The following is an 18899-nucleotide window of genomic DNA, read 5'->3' on the forward strand; positions in this document are numbered from 1 at the left end:
GCTGTATTCTGGGTGTGTGCATGTCGGCTAAAATTTTTAATCTGCCAATCAAGATGACCTTAGCGTTAGTGGCTAAGTTGTTCCCCGCCAATGTGTTACAAAAAGCACAGAATTACGTGATCCAAGGTAGGGTGCTGGATGTGACTACCAGTAGCGATAATCATAATATTGAATCCTATGTGACAGGAAGCCAACCAGAGCCCTACCGTCAAGACATCACCTTAGTGAACATTAATCACAAAATTTTGATGAATGCCCACTGTACTTGCCCAGTGCGAAGTAATTGTAAACACGTTGCTGCAGCGCTATTAACCTTAGTGGATAAAAAACCAGTGGAAGAACAGCGTTTGACTCAGTGGCTGATGCAGCTTGATGAGCAAGCGTCTTCCCATGGTAGCGAAGCTGACTTACCAGAAATTGAAAAAGATCGGGTGATCTTTGTGTTGTCCAGCGATCATCAAGGGGTATTTGTTGAGCTCAAAAGAAGTAAACTCAACAAGAAAGGTCAGTTTAACCGTGGCAGCAAGCTTGCCCTGACCGAAGTGAAATACCATATCCCGTGGTGGATAACCAAAGAAGATGGCCACATTGTCAGCTTATTGATGTCTGTGTTGTCCGCCAATCACCATGCCTCAAGGATTTATCTTGAAGGTGAGATTTGTGCCCTGGCATTGAATAAAATGCTCAGTTTGGAGACCTGTTTTTGGGAAGACAGCCGCTTCCCAATTACCCAAGCTGAAGCCGTGGCCCCTGAATTTATCTGGCTTGAGCTGGATAAAAAGCACACCCAAATGCAAATGCAGTTGCCAAAGTTTGAAAATTGGGAGTTTATTGCCACAGTGCCGCCGATGTTTATGGATTTAGACTACTTAAGAATTGGCTTATTAGACACTGAACTGACTACCGCAAAGCTTAAATTATTGCAGCAAATGCCACCGGTGCCACTGACTCAAGTGGACAGTATTAGTCACAAAATGTTGCAGCATTTCTCCCCCCGCAGTGTGCCTGTACCTGCCGATATTGAGTTTCATGAAGTCGATAGCCCTCTAAAGGTGCGCTTGACACTAACCATGGTAACGCTCGCTGATGCCATGGGCGGCGGGCGACAACCTGGATTAAAACTTGAGTTCATTTACGGTGATATCTGCTTTAGCGGTAACGCTAAACGTGAAGCTATCAGTTTGATAAAAAAAGATAAAGTGCAATATCAAATTAAGCGTGATCTTGATGGGGAAGCTCGGGCTGCTGATGCCTTGTCAATGCTCAAATTTAGTTTTTTTAGTCATCTAGATGTGGCTGCAAGTGATGCACACCACAGCTTTGCGACCTTAGGTTTATTGCCTGATGCCATTCATGTTTGGTCTCAGTTTATTAATGAGCAAGATGCGCCAGATATCGACCAGCCCAGCAGTCAACAAACGCTGACTGACTTAGGTTATGAGGTTATAGAAGCTGCAGATTTTGATCTTAATATCGTAGTTGCCGATTTAGATATTGATCTTAATGATGATGAAGATAATGGTTGGTTTTCATTGTCATTAAATGCCGATATCGACGGTCAAAGCGTGCCCTTGTTAGCGCTTGTCGCCCGTTGGTTACAGCAACATGGTGAGCCCGATGATGAGCAATTTTTGCTGTTGCCATCCCCAAGTGGTGGCTTCATTCAAGTGAAAGCTAAGACCATTAAGCCATTAGTGTCTATTATTAAAGAGCTTTTTGACCGCCATAGCGAAGATAAACTGCAAGTACCCCGCAGCCGTGCTCATTTATTAAATGAATTAACTGCCAGTGAAATTCGCCTGCTCAATGGTGAGCGGATCCAAGCATTGGCTGCCAAGCTCGGTGAGTTTAAAGGCATAGTACCAGTAAGCTTGCCTGCGGGCCTTAATGCCACCTTAAGGGATTATCAAAAGCAGGGGCTTGATTGGCTGTGTTTTTTAAAAGAGTACCAGCTAGGCGGCATTTTGGCCGATGACATGGGCTTAGGTAAAACCATACAGACCTTGGCATTTTTATTAAAAGCTAAAGAGCTGCGCTGTGATATGCCTGCTAAAACCAGCTTAATTATTTGCCCAACCAGCCTGATTGGTAACTGGTTAAAAGAAGCTCAAAAGTTTGCGCCAAGTCTTAACGTGCTGGTGATCCACGGGAATAAACGTAAAGACTTATTAGCCCAAATTGAGCACCATGATTTAGTGATCACCACCTATCCGCTTATTTTGCGTGATGAGGCCATCTACAGCCTGATCCACTTTGAACACATTATTTTAGATGAAGCCCAGCTCATCAAAAATGCCCAGGCCAAGGTGACTCAGTTGGTTAAAACCTTGCGAGGGCGCTTTAGATTATGCCTATCGGGTACCCCTCTTGAAAATCACTTAGGTGAGCTTAAATCCTTGATGGACTTTTGTGTGCCAGGGCTGTTAGGCCAGCATACTCACTTCTTAAAAGAGTTTAGAAACCCCATTGAGAAACAAGCAGATAAAGAGAAGTTAATCCAGCTCTCTACCCGTATTTCCCCCTTTATGCTGCGCCGTACTAAGCAAGAAGTCGCCGCAGAATTACCGGAGAAAACTGAGATTATCTCTTCACTTACTCTAGAGAAAGATCAGCGTAATCTCTATGAGAGCATTCGCTTAGTGATGGAGAAAAAACTGCGGGAATTATTCGCCAAGAAAGGCGTGTCTAGCAGCCATATTGAATTTTTAGATGCGTTATTGAAGCTACGCCAAGCCTGCTGTGATCCTCGTCTTGTTAAGCTTGAACAAGCGCAAAACGTTAAGAGTAACGCCAAGCTGACTTGGCTTACGGAAAACTTAACTGAAATGGTGGAAGAGGGGCGTAAAATCCTTATTTTCAGTCAGTTCACTGGCATGTTATCCCTCATTGAAGAAGAACTGCAGCGACTTGGCATTGATTACAGCCTGCTAACGGGTAAAACCCGTGCTAGGCAAGCTCAAATTGATGATTTCCAAGAAGGGCGCAAGCCCGTGTTTCTTATCAGCTTAAAAGCAGGCGGCACTGGGCTTAACTTAACGACCGCCGATACAGTGATCCATTTTGACCCTTGGTGGAACCCAGCCGCTGAGCGCCAAGCCACAGACAGGGCTCACAGAATTGGCCAGTTAAACCCCGTATTTGTGTATAAGTTAATCGCCCAAGGCACAGTGGAAGAGAAAATCCATGAGATGCAGCAACATAAGCAGGGCCTTGCGGACAGTATCTTGTCAGACAAAGAGCAAGGCCCATGGCAAGGTAGTGCAGAAGACTTGTTAGCCCTGCTGAGTTAATTAAAAGAGTGAGTTAATGCAGGCCCTAGGATTTAGAACCTAGATTCTAAGTCCTCATTGCTATTTATCGCTTATCTCAGCTCTCGACCCGTATTGAGGGCGATGAGCTTATCGAGCACCCGCTCACCATCCATACGAATGCCATTGTGCTCATATTCTGATGTCAGCCAGTATTTAAGACTGCCAACATTTTTAGTGGTTTCTAAGCTGTATTGCATCTCAACGAACATGTCTTCACTGTAAATGGCGGCGCTCACTGGCACAGTATTGGCTTTGAGCTGCTCGAGATCATAAAGTGCAGGCCAGTCTGATTTTTCGGCCAATAATTCGGCGGCTTCTTTTAATGGCTGAAGTTGGCTAAATTGATCAAACATCCAAGGGTAAACCATTTCACCGGTAAACAATAAATCTTTGCCAAGGTGATAATTAAACTGACTATATTGTTCACGCACTCGATGAGCGGCCCAATTTGAGGCGCTATTTTGGCAATAGATGGACTCATGCAGCACGGCGAACAGTGGGTTGGTGTTGTAATCTAAAAACTGGCCAAACTGATGTAGAAACAGTGGATTAACTTTAACCCCTTGGACGGTATCGATGAGAGCGTGTTCCAGCAAGTAATATAAGGCTTCTGGGCCTTGTTCCATGCCAAGGTTTATGCCTAAAAGTTGCAACATTTCAACGGTTAGACGCTCACCTGAACTGAGTAACACTTCATATTCACTAATGTGATTGGCAAGCTTATTAGCCAGTTCTCTGGCATCACTGAAACGGCTGAAAAAATCCTGATTTTTATCTAGCACTCTTTGATATGTCGCTTGATAGACGTCATCGGCGTTGCGAACCAATGAAGGAATACCGCCAGTAATATAAGCCGCAGACAGTCCTTGCGGCGCCGCACTTAAATAGCGCAGCACACAAAAACCACCAAAGCTCTGGCCTAAAATACTCCAAGGTGCATCAGGACTCAGTTTCGCGCGAATGAGCTCGGCATCACGAATAATGTTATCGCTGCGAAAATGACTGAGATAATCAGCTTGCTGCTGTGAGGTTAGGTGAGCCAGACTTTGAGCGCTTACTGGGGCTGAAAGCCCTGTGCCTCGTTGATCTAATAGCAATACCCGGTACTGAGTGAGCGCCCGTTTGATCCAGCCAGTGTTGGCTATGGGTCTTAGCGCGCCAAAGCCTGGGCCTCCTTGAAAGAAGACTAAATAGGGTAGTTTTTTATCTTGGTTTTCAACACTTGAAAGTTCACGGACAAATATGCTTATTTGCTCACTGGGGCTTTGTTGGTAATCCAGTGGGACGCTGAAAGTGTGTTTTTTAGCTATGATGCCGCTGAGTCTGTTATCTGTGCGCATAATCAACCTTTTAGTCATGCAAGTCTGAGGGGGTCGCTCTTTTTTCTGTCATGTATAGCTGGCAATATGAGTGAGCTTTGCCTAGTGCAAATTGATGATAGAGAGTGTAATACCTGAGGGGATTTTTTTGAAATTTAAATCCGCTTTGTTTCATTTTTGACACTCTTCTATTCCTGTATTAACGGTATTTACTTTCTAGATTAGCATTAGTCTGTTAACTTAATTATATTAACTTCTTCTAAAGCAATGGCTTGCATTTACTATGACCCACGATGTGTTAGATTTGTTACTACAATGGCGTCAAAGCCCTGATGAGGCTTGGGTGTTGGCTGTCTTGACTCATGTTCAGGGATCTTCCTATCGCAAACCTGGTGCTATGATGTTATTTCACCCCTTGGGTAAGAGTTATGGGATGTTAAGTGGCGGGTGTTTGGAGGCAGACCTTCGCCGTCATGCGCAAAACGTCATTCAAAGCCAGTGCGTCGCTCAAATTGAGTACGACGCCAGTGATGAGTCAGACAGCAGTTATCAGCTAGGGTGTGGCGGCATAGTGAACATCATGTTAGTGACAGTAACTCAAGCTAACGATTACCTAGGTTTTGCAGGCTTGTTTAGCGCATTAGAGCAGGGCAACAGTATCAATTATGAGTTAAGTTTGCCGAAAAACGGCAGCCCCTGTCAGCAGGTGTTTGCCCAGTTAGTCCCAGTGCCTAAAGCTTCAATACCGTTAACTTCAAGACTGAAAACCGCAGATATGCTTCATCGCCAAGGGGCCATGAGTCATCAAGATAACCGCCTACGAATACACCTAGCGCCGCCGCTGGCCCTAGGCATTTTCGGCGCAGGCTTAGATGCTCAGCCCTTGGCTGCGATGGCGCAGCAACTCGGCTGGCAAGTTACAGTGTTTGATGAGCGCAGCGCCTATGGCCGAGTTTACGACTTCCCCAATGCATTGGTGTGCAAAGGGGATATCGAGCAGATAGACACACAACAGCTTAAGCGCTTAGATGCCGCGGTTGTTATGAGTCATAACCTTAATTTAGATGCCAAAGCGCTGTCAGTGCTTGCAACATATTCTTCTCAACATCTTGCTTACCTTGCGTTACTTGGGCCGCCACAACGGCGTGATCGAGTCCTAAGGCTGGCGGGGCTGACATCGACTGATATTAAGTGTTTTTTTTCGGCGCCAGCGGGCCTTGCCCTAGGCGGTGAACTGCCAAGCTCAGTGGCCCTTAGCATATTGTCTCAGTGTCATGGCGTACTCCATGGTAGCGCTATTATTGCCCTCGATGAAGTGATGAGGTGTCCTGAGTGAAACCGATTAAATTGGTGTCCGTGTTATTGGCCGCCGGCGGCAGTCGGCGCTTTAATGGGGTAAAACTTAGCTGCAGGCTTAATGATGGCCAGAGTTTACTGCAGCGCAGCATTGAGCAACTTCAGCAAGGGTGCAGGCAATTTTTGGCTAAGCAAGCAACAGGGGGGTTAACGCCAGGCATAGTTTCGCTCCCCCTGACTCCGTCCGTTATAGTTCCAGCCGCCAGAGTCTCGCCAGCGATAGCTCTGCCCGTCATGGCTTCACCTGTCATAGCTTCACCCATCATAGTTCTCACGCCGCTGACCGTGATTTTAGGCGGTCATAATGAATGTTTAGCGCCGCTGCTACCCCAAGGAACGGCTTATCGGTTAAACCCTGATTGGCAGCAAGGCTTAAGCAGTTCTATTCGATTAGCGGTTAAGCATGCCCTTGAGCATGAGGCCGATGCATTATTGCTGGCATTAGGGGATCAAGTTGCCCTTGATGCTTCAGATTATGCGGCACTATTGCACTGCTTTTTAGCAAGTGTCACCCCAAATCGCGCTAAAGGCGGCCAAACAACGGCGGCGTTTTATCGGCAAAGTCCTGGGGTTCCTGCTATTTTTTTAGCTGATGATTTTGCAGCTCTAAATCAATTAAGCGCAGATAAAGGCGCTAAAGCCATTTTAGTTGAGCGCCATAACCGTCAACAATTACAGCTATTGCCATTGGAGCGTGGGGCAATAGATATCGACACCCAAATAGAGCTAGCTCAATGGTTGGCTGGGGCGTAAAGCGCCTAAGTCTGCCAACCACAGCATAATTAAGCTCGACAACTAAAGCCCGACAACTAAAACTCGATAACTGAGGCTCGACAACTAAGCTCGATAACGATTAGCGCTACAATACCAAGGAATGAGTGATGCGAAGTTCAAATCAAACTCTGCTAGTTAATGGTCGTAAGTTCACCCTGGATGCCGACCCTAATATGCCCCTTCTGTGGGTCCTTCGAGATTTAATCGGTCTTACGGGGACTAAATTTGGTTGTGGCGCGGGTCTTTGCGGCGCTTGCACCATACATGTTGACGGCAAGCCTGCGCGCGGCTGCTTGACGAACTTGAGTCAAGTACAAGGCAAACAGGTGACCACCATTGAAGGCTTAGAGGCCGATAAACTCAAAGCCAAATGGCTTGAGCATAACGTGCCTCAATGCGGTTATTGTCAGGCGGGGCAGTTGATGTCAGCGGCGGCACTATTAACCACCACTCCTAAGCCTAGCGAGCAGCAAATTAACGATGCCATGGTGGGCAATATTTGCCGCTGCGGCACCTATCCGCGGATCAAGGCGGCAATTCAAGCCGCAGCGCAGGAGTGAACATGACACAATTTACTGCAGTGGAAAATATCAGTCGCCGTGATGTGCTTAAGTTATTTGGCGCAGCGGGAGGCGGCCTTGCACTCGGGGCTAGCGGCCTAAGCTGGAGCCCGATGGCATTGGCCCAAGATAAACATGGCACGCTGAATCTTTTTATCGCCATAGGTGAGGACGATAAGGTGTATTTAACCTGTCATCGCTCGGAAATGGGGCAGGGCATTCGCACCGGTATTCCCCAAGTGCTTGCGGATGAACTGGAAGCCGACTGGGATAAAATTGTGGTAGTGCAAGGCCTTGCTGATAAGCGTTATGGCAGTCAAAACACCGATGGCAGCCGCTCTATTCGCAAGCATTTTCATAAAATGCGCCAAATGGGCGCGATGGCGCGCACCATGTTAGAACAAGCCGCCGCCGATCATTGGCAAGTGGCGATAGAGCACGTTAAAGCCAAGGGCCACAGAGTCTATTTATTAGATGGTTTGGGTGTTAACAAGAGCGCTCTAGATGCGAGTGCAGACATTGAAAGTCTTGGCGGCAAAAGCTTAAGCTACGGTGAGCTTGCGATAGCCGCATCGGCCTTGGCTTTGCCTGAACCCGATAGTGTGCGTTTAAAGCCAGCCAGCGAATTTACCCATATCGGTAAGTCACGCACTATCGTCGACATGGACGCTATGATCGAAGGCAAAGCCGTGTATGGCTATGATATCCGCATGACAGGCCTCATGCATGCGAGCATCATGAGGCCGCCTGTACTTGGCAGTGATATCGCAAGCTTAGATGAGCGCGAGGCACATAAAATTGCTGGAGTGGTGGATATTGTTCGCTTAGATGTCCCCAAAGGTGCACCCTTGTTTCACCCCTTAGGCGGCGTCGCTGTGATTGCCACCAATACTTGGAGTGCCATCGAGGGACGCAAGGCGTTAAAAGTCACCTGGACTCAAGCGCCAAACGACAGCCATGATTCTGACGCTTACCTTGCAGAGCTTGTCACGCGAGTGGGGCTACCAGGTAAAACCGTGCGCCATATTGGCCCTGACGTTAGCGCATGGCCAGAAAGCCGCACTCATAAAGCTGTGTACACCTTGCCTTATCTGACCCATGGGATGATGGAGCCGCCAGTGGCCACCGCAAACGTCACTAATAAGGAATGCGAGCTGTGGGCATCGACTCAAACACCGCAAAGCACTCAGCAAAATGTGGCCGCAGCCCTTGGCTTTGAGGAAGACCAAGTTAAGGTTAATGTGACCTTATTGGGCGGCGGGTTTGGGCGTAAATCTAAACCAGACTTTAGCGTCGAAGCCGCCTTATTATCCCAAAAGCTTAAGCGCCCGGTTAAGGTATGTTGGAGCCGAGAAGATGAAATCCAGCACGGTTATTATCATGCCATTAGTGCTCAGCTGTATCAGGCCAAATTTGACAAAGACAATAAAGTGGTAGCCTTTCTTGCTCGCAGTGGTTTCCCCTCCATTAGCTCAACCTTTGCAGAAGGCGTCGATGAGCCTTCTGCAGGTGAGCTGGATTTAGGTTTTACCGACGTACCCTTGGTGGTGGAGAGTCTGCGCTTAGAGTCAGTAAAGGCGACTGCGCATACTCGCATTGGCTGGATGCGCTCTGTGTGCAATATTCAACACGGCTTTGGCATTGGCAGTTTTGTTGATGAGTTGGCGCACAAAGCCAAGATCCCTTGCATTGAAATGTGGCGGCAATTGTTGGGGCCTGCCCGGATAGAGACCTTTAAAGATCAAGGGTTTAAATACAGTAATTACGGTGAGGAACAAAGCGATCACCCCATCGATGTGGGCCGTTATCACAGGCTGCTTGATGATATGCAAGCCAAACTTAAGCTTGAACCTGAGCTTAAGGCCGGTCAAGGTTGGGGTTTTGCAATTCATCGCAGTTTTGCAAGTTACGTGGCGGTGGCGACCTTAGTTGAGGTTAAAGATAATCAGCTTAGGGTGCTTAAAAGTATCGCCATGATAGATGCAGGACTTGTGGTTAATCCCGATAGAGTGAAATCTCAGACCGAAGGAGCGATTATTTTTGGCTTAAGCCTCGCCATGATGGGAGAGATAAGCTTTAAAGAAGGCAAAGTAGTGCAATCTAACTTCCATGACTATCCTATGCTTAGAATATCTCAAAGCCCTGAAATTAGCGTGTTTTTAATCGAGTCAGATGCAAAGCCTGCTGGCGTCGGAGAACCTGGAGTGCCGCCAGTGGCGCCAAGTTTAACCAATGCCATTTTTGCCGCCTGCGGTCTTAGGGTGCGAGACTTACCCGTCAGTAAACAGCTTAAGCTGTAATTAATACGCTTGATATCAGTTGAAATGGCCCTAGGTGGGTCATTTTTATGATTAGAATGTGTTTTTCAGATAAGAAAAAGAGTAAAAGTGGCGTTTTTTTGCAATAATTCCCCTCGTTTACCTTTCTTAACCTATAGATCTAATTGGTATTCATGCTTAATGACGGTATTCCTGCCTGGCTTAAAGCAGATGTTGAACTCGTTTATATAGGTGAAATGATGTTGGAGTTACCCCCAGTGCCCGCGATGCAGCCCCTTAATTTGTTAGCGACTCAGTTGCGCCAAGACAACTGCCCAAGTGCAGCTCACCGCATCACTCACAGTATTAAACAGACGCTGAGCTTTCATGGCCGCATCGATGGTCTGGGATTAGGTTTTGCGGTGTTTCAATTACTGGCTTGGAGCTGTTTAGGCGCGGCACTTGTGATGTCTTTAGAGGTTAAGGCGGCTGATGAACCTCTGTCTCAAGTACAAAATATACAGCTGTTGTCCAGTGACGGAAAGCCTCAAGCTGGCGTTATTGTGTATCTGCAGCCGCAATTTTCCTTGACGAAATCAAGGGGGAGCGCTGCAGATGATGAGCCGCAAAATCATACCAAGAGTGTTGATGTGAACGGCCATAACGCGGTGGAAGTCCATCAAAATGATAAACAATTTACGCCCTACATTAGTGTGGTGCAGAGTAAGCGCACAGTGAGCTTTGTCAATGATGACAATATTACTCACCATATCTATTCAGCCCTTGGGCCTAAGCGCTTTTCACTGAAACTTCGTGCCGGACAAAAGAGTGATGCCTTGGCATTTGATGATGCCGGTCATGTCTCCATGGGGTGCAATATTCACGATTGGATGTCGGGGCATTTGCTGGTGGTTGATACGCCTTTTTACGGGATCAGTGACCGCCAAGGCCAACTGAGTATAAAAAACCTGCCTCAAGGAGACTACCAAGTGGTTATTTGGCATCCTCAACTCGCACTTAGCGAGCAGCGCCAAATAGAGGCACATACTTTGCCTAAAGCAGGATTAACACTGACGTTAAGCCAAGCCCTTGCGCCCTTGCCAGAGCAGAAGAGCTTGGATGATTTTGACTTTTTGGAAGGCTATTAATGTTTAATTTTATGAATCGCTTACAGACGCAAATTTTTGCTTTTTTCGTTATTTTATTGCTCGCTGTACAATCGATTTCATTTTGGATGAGTTTTAATTCCAATAAACAGTTAGAGCAGCAACAGCTGAGCAATCAGCTGGCTGTGGCTGAAGTGGTATTCCAAGCTGAGTATGAAAATCGTAACTATTATTTATCGGCGTTTGCTGAAACGGCGGCCAAGGATTTTGGCCTCAAAGACATTTTTATTGATGGCGATAATCGCAGCTTTCTAGTGGCGCTCAATAACCATAGAAAGCGCATTAATGCCAACTTGGCGATAGCGGTATCCGCTGAAGGCAAAATTATCGGTGAACTCGTGGCTAACCGCTCACAAGGGCGTGAAAAAGTGGCGCTGGGATCTGAGCAAGGTCACGCATTTCGCTATTCATTAGCCACTGAATTTGAAAACATTAATCCATTATATTTACTCGATGGTAAGCTTTATCAAATTAAGTTTTCTCCGCTGACCAGTGGCGGCAGTAGCGTGATTGGTTGGGTGGGTTTTGGCTATGTTATTGATGATAAATTAGCGGGTTCATTGGCGCAGTTAACTGGCTTAAGCAGTGGTTTTTATTTAAATGCTGCCACAGCGCAAGATGAACAGAAATCCGCTGTGCCAAATACGAACCCTGAAGCTTCAGTACTGGGGCAATTTATTGGTCACTCTGAGCCAGAGTTTAGCCATGAGCTGCAGGCTATTGTTGTCAATTACCTAATTCAAGACCTGCGCCACGATGATTATATTTTTTGGCGTCAATCCCTTGGAACGGTGGACGGCCAGCACGTTTTTGCTTACATGTTCCAGAGTGTCTCAGATGTGCTGCAAACATTAGAGCAGCAGTGGCTTAAGCAAATTGGCTTATTATTGCTGTTATTGCCCGTGTCACTGTTATTGGCATTTATTATCTCAAGCAAAATTACACGGCCGATTAAGCAGTTGATTGAGCAAGCCAAGTTCATTGCTAAAGGCAATTATGATTCTAGCGTAGATGTGGGTTCAAGCCTTGAGCTTAAGCAGCTGGGGCAAGAGTTTACCTTGATGCAGCAATCGATAGTGAGCCGTGAGAAAAAAATTGCCCACCAAGCCTTTCACGATCCGCTCACAAGCCTTGCCAACGGTAATGAACTTAACCGAGTGAGCAGCGCTTGGTTACAACAAGGCACTAGCATGGGCTTATGCTTGATTAACATTCGCCGTTTAACTGAGGTCAATTTAACCTTAGGCCATGCTGTAGGTGATGAGGTTATCAAAGAGTTTGCCCAGCGATTGGCCTTTTTTTCTGATAGGGCTTTAGTGTGCCGTATTTCAGGTGATGAGTTTGTGCTGGCCTTTGAATCTCTAGCCACAGAGCAAGTGGCGAGTTTAATGGCAGAGTTACAGCAACAAGTGGACCACAAATATTGCTATCACGATATTATGTTGCATCTGCAATTTACCGCAGGGGTCAGTATTTTTCAGCAAGGCATAGACTTGGTGACCTTGTTGCGCCAAGCCGATACCGCAGTGCAACATGCTAAGTCTAACAAGTTAGATTATCAGATTTATACTCCAGAAATTGACAGCAACACACTGGACAGATTCCAACTTATCAATGAGCTTAAACACGCCATCGACTCAGATGAATTAGTGCTGTTTTATCAACCTAAGATGTGCCTTAAAAGCCAACAGATTACCCATGTAGAAGCCTTAGTACGCTGGCAACACCCTAAGAAAGGCATGATCCCACCGGATGTCTTTATCCCCATTGCCGAGAAAACCGGCCAAATGCACGGCTTAACCCATTGGGTGCTTAACGAGGCTATCGCTCAATACCATAAATGGCAGGCGCTGGGCATTAACCTTGGCATAGCGGTTAATATTTCAGCTGAGAATTTAAAAGAGGATAATTTCTGCGAATGGATCATCACCTTATTGCAGCAGACACAAATGCCGGTTTCGGCATTAACCTTAGAAATCACCGAAGATGCGGTGGTTGCCGATCCTGATCACGCCATTGCCCAGCTTAAAGCGCTGAAAATGCACGGATTAAAGCTATCTATTGATGATTACGGTACCGGTTACTCTTCATTGACTCAGCTAAAACAATTGCCTGTGGATGAGCTTAAAATCGATAAGTCATTCGTGCAGCAATTAATGACAGACAATGACGACCAAATTATCGTTAATTCTACCCTGCAATTGGCCCATAACTTAGGTTTGAGCGTGGTCGCTGAAGGCATTGAAGATAAGGCCACACTGACTTGGCTCACCGAAAAAGGCTGTGAAATGGGGCAAGGATTTTATCTTTCGCGGCCATTGTCCGCCGCCGCTTTTAATGAGTGGTTAGCTAAACAGTCAGTGTAGTCGACGAGGAGAAAATAACATGGAAGGACAGTCACACTGGCACACACCTAAACCGCTTTATGTCAGTCAGAGGCGCTTAGATAAGTTGGCCTTAGCTGCTATAGCGCTGTGCATATCTGGGTTTATCGCTAAGGCGTACGCAGGCGAAAACACATTTTTTGATCATAAATTTTCTGGGGTAGTGGATGTACGCGCCAGCTACAGCGATAGTATCGACAGCTACGCAGGTGCGGGATTAGGTAAGTTTCGCTTCGATGATGGTGGGCAGTTGTCACTGGCACAATTAGGCCTGAGTCATCAAATGGAATGGGGTGATGACTGGAGCAGTCATATCGTCGCAAATGGGTATGTTGATGGCGTGGATAATAATCTTGGCCTCAGTGAAGCTTATTTGAGTTACAAACCGCTACCTTGGGACAATGGCCTTAGGTTTGATGCCCGTGCAGGCTTGATGTACCCACAAATCTCCCTTGAAAATGTCGCGACCGCTTGGGCTTCACCTTACAGCTTAAGTTATTCCACCATGAATGCGTGGTTAGGTGAAGAAGTGCGCCACCTAGGGGCACGCTTTAGCCTTGCAAGCTTAGGTAAGTACCGTCAATCCCTGCATGATGTTAGCTTAACCGCAGAGTTTTTTGGCTTTAATGATACTTCAGGCGCCATGCTCGCTTGGCACGGCTGGACCTTAAGTTCACGCCAAAGTTTATTACAAGAAAATTTACCCATCAGCGCGATACCTGCAATGGAGGTGGGCGGTATGTTAGCGGCACAAGCCAAAGCATCCGATCCTTTTTTAGAGTTAGATTCCCGTATTGGTGTGCACCTGCTAGGACAGTGGCGTTGGCACGGTCAAGGCTCAGTGCAAGCTGGGTATTATGATAATCACGCTGACACTCGGGTCGTCAAACAGGGGCAATATGCATGGGCCACTCGATTCTCACATCTTGGGGCAAAATGGCGGTTACCTTTAGGCATTGAATTAATTACCCAAGCTATGGCAGGTGATACCTTGATGATGTCACCCACTGGAATTAATGTGGTGGATAATCATTTCCACAGCGGCTTTGTGTTGCTGAGTAAAAAAATTAATCTTCACAGATTAAGCCTTAGGTTTGAAGATTTCTCTGTCACAGATAAGGATCTCACCCCCGGCGATAACAATAGCGAGCAAGGCCAAGCACTGACTGTGTCATATCAATATCAATTGAGCCGTCCTTGGTTCGTGCATTTTGAATACAACCGCATCGACAGCGAACGTATGGCTCGCGTCTATCAGGGCGCTTCCCTTCAATTCGTCGAGCAACAATGGCAATTGGCTAGTCGATATTTCTTTTAGAGTTTAGGCTCATAAGCTGCAGATTAAATAACCTTCTTTGTAGTAAAAAAACGTGACATTAAGCCTTTAATGGCTATTTTTAGGTTTTTTCTCACAAAAAAGGGGTTAAATTGTTTTTTTACGAGCAAATTAGCGGTAACTTAACAACATTCTGTTGTTGCTGCCTCGGGCAGTCTGGAGTGAGTTATGGAACATCGTTGGCCAATTGCAATTTCTGCTGGATTATTAGCTGCGCTTTGGTGCGGTATCGCGGATGTATTTTCGCTGGTCACTTGGGTGGGTTTTTTAGGTTGTAGCACTTTTTTTGCGCAAAAAGAAACTGGTGCAAAAGGGTTATTAATGACCTGGATGACCAATTTATCCGGAGTGTTTTGGGCTTGGCTTATCATCACAGGCGGTAGCCAATTTGACTCAGCCTTTGTGGGTTATGCCTTAACAGGCCTAGTTACCATGGGGATGTGTTTGCAGGCAAGTTATCGCGGACTGGCGTTTATTCCTGGTACATTTATTGGCTGCTGCGCCACATTTGCTTTAGGTCCTAATATCTTAGCTCTTACTAGTGCCTTAATGTTGGGTGGTTTATTGGGCCTGAGTATGAGCCAATTCACAGGGTATTTGATCCGTCTTGAAAGTGTGTTGATGACAGCTTTGCAAACCAATACATTACCAAAAACTGACTTGCAAGAAGGCGCATTACAGAAAAAAGCCTGAAGATGAACGGCGAGGGAGTCTAGCTACTACTCTCGCCCACATATTCTTGAAACTCAATGCTACACAAACGAATGCTACGTGAACCAATATTAAATAGTGTTTAAATGGGGTAAAATTAATGATCCCCACACAGCGATTGCCGACATTGATTTTACCCATGACAATTCCTATTAAAAACCTACCAGAAATTGAAGTCAGCTGCTCAAATTGCCAGGCTACTTGTTGCCGTTTAGAGGTGATGATTATCACAGATACTGGGGTTCCTGAACGGCATATTGCCCGCGATAGATGGGGCGGTGAAACCATGTTGCGTCTCGATGACGGTTGGTGTTCAGCTGTCGATCGCGAAACCTATATGTGCACGATTTATGAGAATAGACCCTTGATTTGTCGAGAATTTGAAATGGCTTCCTACGAATGCAAAACAGAGCGAGGGCTGGTATAGCGCCATTCATCAATTCATTCCTTGCCGAATAAGTTCAACTCAGAGCCGCGGCGCATTTTGTTATAGCCTTGGGTACTTATCCTTGATATCAATCGTCTTATTGCCAATACAAACCTGGGTGTAAAGCATAGGTTTGTTGTAAGCGGTTGAGGTTCGCACTCGCACCCATGTTCATCCTTATCATTATATTCATCTTGCTATTAATACGATTAACACAACCTGAGTCAAGGGTATTTTACATTGTAAACATCCTTGCAATTGATAATCATTATCATTACTGTTCGCGACGAATTTTAGTTAAATGAGATGTTATCATGCAAAAATCTTTGCTCTTTTCTGCACTTTCTTTGTGTCTACTTTCTGCCTGTGGCGGCGGAAGTGGTGGCAATAGTGCCCCTGTGTTTACTCAAGCAAGCCCAAAATTGACGGTTAATGAAGATACTTCAGCAAGCTTGTTACTTTCGGCAACGGATGCCGACCATGATCCGCTCAGTTACTCTTTGGACAATGCGCCCAAACACGGCACTGCGACTATCAATGCTCAAACTGGCGAAGTGAATTATCAAGGCCAAGAGAATTTTCATGGTAGCGATTCATTTTCTATCTTGGTACAAGATGCTAGCCATAAAGTGGCGCTTAATGTTGAGGTAACCGTCGCCCCTGTTAATGATTTACCTGTGTTTGTGCAGTCAACTATCTTAGTTAGCGGTGCGGATGTTAAACAGGGCCAAATCACAGTGACAGATATAGACGGTGACGCATTAACATTTGCGTTAGTCACAGCCCCTGTTAATGGCCAGTTGACCCTGAACCCACAAACCGGTGAAGTGAGCTATCAGCTAGACAGTTTAATTAATGTTGATGATAGCTTTGTGGTCAGTGTGTCTGATGGCGTGGCCAGTGTGGAGCAACAATTAGGCTTATCCACCAGCCTAAATTCGAATATAGACCGAGCTTATTATTACTATGCCTCTGAATTATCGCATTTAAAGCAAGCACAAACTTTGCTAAAAACGGTCAGTGATGATATCAGTTCAAGCCGCATTATGGCTAAATTAGCCAAGGGATATGCTAATGCGGGTCTACTAAAACAAGCGCAAGATCTAAGCAGTAAAGCCAATATCACCCAAGCGACAAGCCATGCTATTGCCTTGGTTGATCTTGCCGATGAGTATCAATTACAGGCACAAGTCGAGCAAGCTAATCGTTTTAGATTACAAGCTAAGTCTGAATACAATCAATATCTTGCTGAGAAAGGCTTGCGATATTTCAACCCAGATGACTTAAATTTCTATTTAGCCCTTGAATCTTCTTACCGTAAAGCAGGCCAAGTTCAAGAGGCCCTAGGCGTATTTGAAATTATTGATTTACTGTTTTCAGCTGTGCTAACCCAGGAGTACAACAGGGCGGCATTGTTGGCGTATTTCGCGCTACGTGACAGTGCTGAAACACAAATAAAGCGCTGGAATAGCATTACCACAGAAGATGAACGGACACTTGCAAAAACTTATATCGATAAAATGCACAAATATGCTAATCGTATTGGGCATTCTACGGTAAAAAATAACCGCAATGGTAATTTAGATAAACCGTATCACTCTATTCGCCAAGTAGCTCTTAGTGAAGCTATCAGACTTTACACTCAAATCAATGAGCGTGAATTAGCTAAACAGGCCACGGCAGACTTTCTTGCCCTGCATGGCGTGGTCAACTACGACCCAAGCTACCCAAGAAGCGCGGATCCCTTTGCCGAGGTCACCAATCTTGAGTATCCAGGAGGTGTGTGGAGCAATGTGGCAAAGATAATTACCTTATATCCTGAGATGGATGCCAGCATTATCGCCAATGCCATTCCCGATACATCACCTAGCGCTTGGATGAAACTGGCAATATTGCAAGATGCTGAAGATGCAAGGCTGGCGGCTAGGGTTCAACTAGAAGTCGATGGCGCCAAAGCGCTGGCACTGGTTAAAGCCAGTCGTGATGATAAGGATCTACGCAATTATTTTACTAACCTAATACGCTATGGTGGCAGTACCCCAGGCTTTGTTGATTTCAGACTCGCCAGTGGGGATTATGTTGGCGCACAATTAGGCTTAGATGAAGCTGAATTATTACTGCAACATCCTGAATATATTGAACAGAATGTTTCAATCATGACCTTTGTGATGGGCAGTACGGGTTGCCTTGCACTACTTGAGCAATATCAGACATTACTGGCTAAAGACAGTGACAACAAAGCCAGCTACCTTGAAAAGTCTCGCGGCTTAGCCAAAATGTGTGTGGGTCTTGCTCAAACCTATTATGCCGAAGGCGTTGACGGTACGGATGTAGAGATTAACGATGCTATCAATGCTAACTCTGACATTATCGAGTATTTGTATCCTTTAGGGATGACGGAAGAAATCGCCACCATTTTGCTTACTGCTGAACACAACCTTGCCAAAATTGATCCCTTAGAGAGTGAATATTTCACTGCTGTTAGCGGTATTGCTCATGCCAGTTACCAAGGCGGCGATCATCAGTCTGCGATTGGTTTTTATCAGCGCGCAATCGCCTCTATCGTTGAGATTGAAAAAACGCTGTCAGACAGTCAAAAAGGCTTAGTGGTTACATACTTTATGGAAGATGTAAGGTTTTCCGCTAATTATCAAACGTTTATGCGTGCTTTGTACGAGGACGCTGGCAAGCATCCCCAGTACGCCACGTTACTGGCTCAAGCCAAATCGACCTTGTTGCAGTTAATGGAGCCAACAGTTGCCGACATCAAGCAAGCAGCAGAGCAGACAAGGATAAAACGCTTACCTTTATTTGCAGCTTACTTAGCTAATCATCAATTCTATCAACAGGCGTTAGCGTTAGGTGAGGACAGCGCTTTAGGTGCAGGCGAAAAAGCGGCGATTATCACTGGTACTGCGATAGCTTTGAGCCTACAAGATGATTTCAAGTCTTCCCCTTTGGCCTCAGTTGACACTGACGGCGACGGCAAGCCCAACTTCTTTGCTGCCTACGCCAGTGCAGAAGACATTGAAGCATCGGGATTAGTCTTAGATGAAGACAGTGATAATGATGGCGTTGACGATAGTCGCGATGCCTATCCATTAGACAGTAACAAGCACTAATCATCAGTGATGAAGATAACGAAATTAATCACTGTCAGTGTGGGACTGACAGTGATATTTACTGCGAGCTTGGCCGTAATGGCCAAGGATGCAGCCCCACAAACTTTGATGGCCAAGGATAGCCATTTATCAGGCAAAGACGCTGTCATTGATATTCAAGAAAATGATATTCAAG

At 45.9% G+C, this 18899-nt stretch carries 12 protein-coding genes; 11 read left to right on the plus strand and 1 reads right to left on the minus strand.

Features of this window, described 5'->3' with window-relative positions; translation table 11 throughout:
• The first annotated feature begins 20 nt into the window (after window positions 1–20).
• Window positions 21–3290: a DEAD/DEAH box helicase gene (locus H5073_RS14960; RefSeq protein ID WP_182680368.1), complete on the plus strand. Its 3270-nt coding sequence runs from the start codon at window positions 21–23 to the stop codon at window positions 3288–3290.
• A 71-nt stretch (window positions 3291–3361) separates the two neighbouring features.
• Here the strand turns inward: H5073_RS14960 and H5073_RS14965 are convergent, their stop codons facing one another.
• A complete protein-coding gene (locus H5073_RS14965) occupies window positions 3362–4651 on the minus strand; it encodes an alpha/beta fold hydrolase (protein WP_182680369.1) in 1290 nt (429 codons plus the stop codon).
• A 262-nt stretch (window positions 4652–4913) separates the two neighbouring features.
• Here H5073_RS14965 and H5073_RS14970 point away from each other — a divergent pair, with 262 nt between their 5' ends.
• The 10 genes from H5073_RS14970 to H5073_RS15015 all read left to right on the plus strand — a co-directional run bounded on the left by H5073_RS14970 (window position 4914) and on the right by H5073_RS15015 (window position 18724).
• Window positions 4914–5966 carry an XdhC family protein gene (locus tag H5073_RS14970; protein ID WP_182680370.1) on the plus strand — a complete coding sequence of 351 codons (1053 nt, stop codon included), beginning with the start codon at window positions 4914–4916 and terminating at the stop codon, window positions 5964–5966.
• Complete coding sequence (locus tag H5073_RS14975; protein ID WP_182680371.1) at window positions 5963–6739, plus strand: nucleotidyltransferase family protein; 777 nt, start codon at window positions 5963–5965, stop codon at window positions 6737–6739. Before H5073_RS14970 ends, H5073_RS14975 begins: the two co-directional genes overlap by 4 nt.
• Before the next feature lie 128 nt (window positions 6740–6867).
• Complete coding sequence (locus tag H5073_RS14980) at window positions 6868–7320, plus strand: (2Fe-2S)-binding protein (protein WP_182680372.1); 453 nt, start codon at window positions 6868–6870, stop codon at window positions 7318–7320.
• Window positions 7321–7322: 2 nt separating this feature from the next.
• Window positions 7323–9620, plus strand: coding sequence for a xanthine dehydrogenase family protein molybdopterin-binding subunit (locus H5073_RS14985; protein ID WP_182680373.1), 2298 nt, complete (start codon window positions 7323–7325; stop codon window positions 9618–9620).
• A gap of 152 nt (window positions 9621–9772) precedes the next feature.
• Window positions 9773–10726, plus strand: coding sequence for a hypothetical protein (locus tag H5073_RS14990; protein ID WP_259394913.1), 954 nt, complete (start codon window positions 9773–9775; stop codon window positions 10724–10726).
• Window positions 10726–13110 (plus strand): EAL domain-containing protein, encoded by a 2385-nt coding sequence (locus H5073_RS14995; protein WP_182680374.1) that lies wholly within the window; start codon window positions 10726–10728, stop codon window positions 13108–13110. Before H5073_RS14990 ends, H5073_RS14995 begins: the two co-directional genes overlap by 1 nt.
• A 19-nt stretch (window positions 13111–13129) precedes the next feature.
• Window positions 13130–14446, plus strand: a complete 1317-nt coding sequence (locus H5073_RS15000) for a hypothetical protein (protein WP_259394914.1) — start codon at window positions 13130–13132, stop codon at window positions 14444–14446.
• A gap of 186 nt (window positions 14447–14632) precedes the next feature.
• Entirely contained in the window at window positions 14633–15157 is a 525-nt protein-coding gene (locus H5073_RS15005; protein ID WP_182680375.1) for a DUF1097 domain-containing protein, read from the plus strand.
• A 157-nt stretch (window positions 15158–15314) separates the two neighbouring features.
• Window positions 15315–15602: a YkgJ family cysteine cluster protein gene (locus tag H5073_RS15010; RefSeq protein ID WP_182680376.1), complete on the plus strand. Its 288-nt coding sequence runs from the start codon at window positions 15315–15317 to the stop codon at window positions 15600–15602.
• A 314-nt stretch (window positions 15603–15916) separates the two neighbouring features.
• The gene (locus tag H5073_RS15015) at window positions 15917–18724 is read left to right on the plus strand and encodes a cadherin-like domain-containing protein (protein ID WP_182680377.1); all 2808 of its coding nucleotides are present in this window, start codon (window positions 15917–15919) and stop codon (window positions 18722–18724) included.
• Window positions 18725–18899 lie beyond the last annotated feature (175 nt).

This window comes from Shewanella sp. SR44-3 (genome assembly GCF_014163735.1).
Classification (GTDB): domain Bacteria; phylum Pseudomonadota; class Gammaproteobacteria; order Enterobacterales; family Shewanellaceae; genus Shewanella.

What these genes read in the sequence shown, in the direction of transcription:
- H5073_RS14960 (WP_182680368.1), top strand. Translation starts at nt 21, where the DNA reads ATGTCGGCTAAAATTTTTAATCTGCCAATCAAGATGACCTTAGCGTTA.
- H5073_RS14965 (WP_182680369.1), bottom strand. Translation starts at nt 4,651, where the DNA reads ATGCGCACAGATAACAGACTCAGCGGCATCATAGCTAAAAAACACACT.
- H5073_RS14970 (WP_182680370.1), top strand. Translation starts at nt 4,914, where the DNA reads ATGACCCACGATGTGTTAGATTTGTTACTACAATGGCGTCAAAGCCCT.
- H5073_RS14980 (WP_182680372.1), top strand. Translation starts at nt 6,868, where the DNA reads ATGCGAAGTTCAAATCAAACTCTGCTAGTTAATGGTCGTAAGTTCACC.
- H5073_RS14985 (WP_182680373.1), top strand. Translation starts at nt 7,323, where the DNA reads ATGACACAATTTACTGCAGTGGAAAATATCAGTCGCCGTGATGTGCTT.
- H5073_RS14990 (WP_259394913.1), top strand. Translation starts at nt 9,773, where the DNA reads ATGCTTAATGACGGTATTCCTGCCTGGCTTAAAGCAGATGTTGAACTC.
- H5073_RS14995 (WP_182680374.1), top strand. Translation starts at nt 10,726, where the DNA reads ATGTTTAATTTTATGAATCGCTTACAGACGCAAATTTTTGCTTTTTTC.
- H5073_RS15000 (WP_259394914.1), top strand. Translation starts at nt 13,130, where the DNA reads ATGGAAGGACAGTCACACTGGCACACACCTAAACCGCTTTATGTCAGT.
- H5073_RS15005 (WP_182680375.1), top strand. Translation starts at nt 14,633, where the DNA reads ATGGAACATCGTTGGCCAATTGCAATTTCTGCTGGATTATTAGCTGCG.
- H5073_RS15010 (WP_182680376.1), top strand. Translation starts at nt 15,315, where the DNA reads ATGACAATTCCTATTAAAAACCTACCAGAAATTGAAGTCAGCTGCTCA.
- H5073_RS15015 (WP_182680377.1), top strand. Translation starts at nt 15,917, where the DNA reads ATGCAAAAATCTTTGCTCTTTTCTGCACTTTCTTTGTGTCTACTTTCT.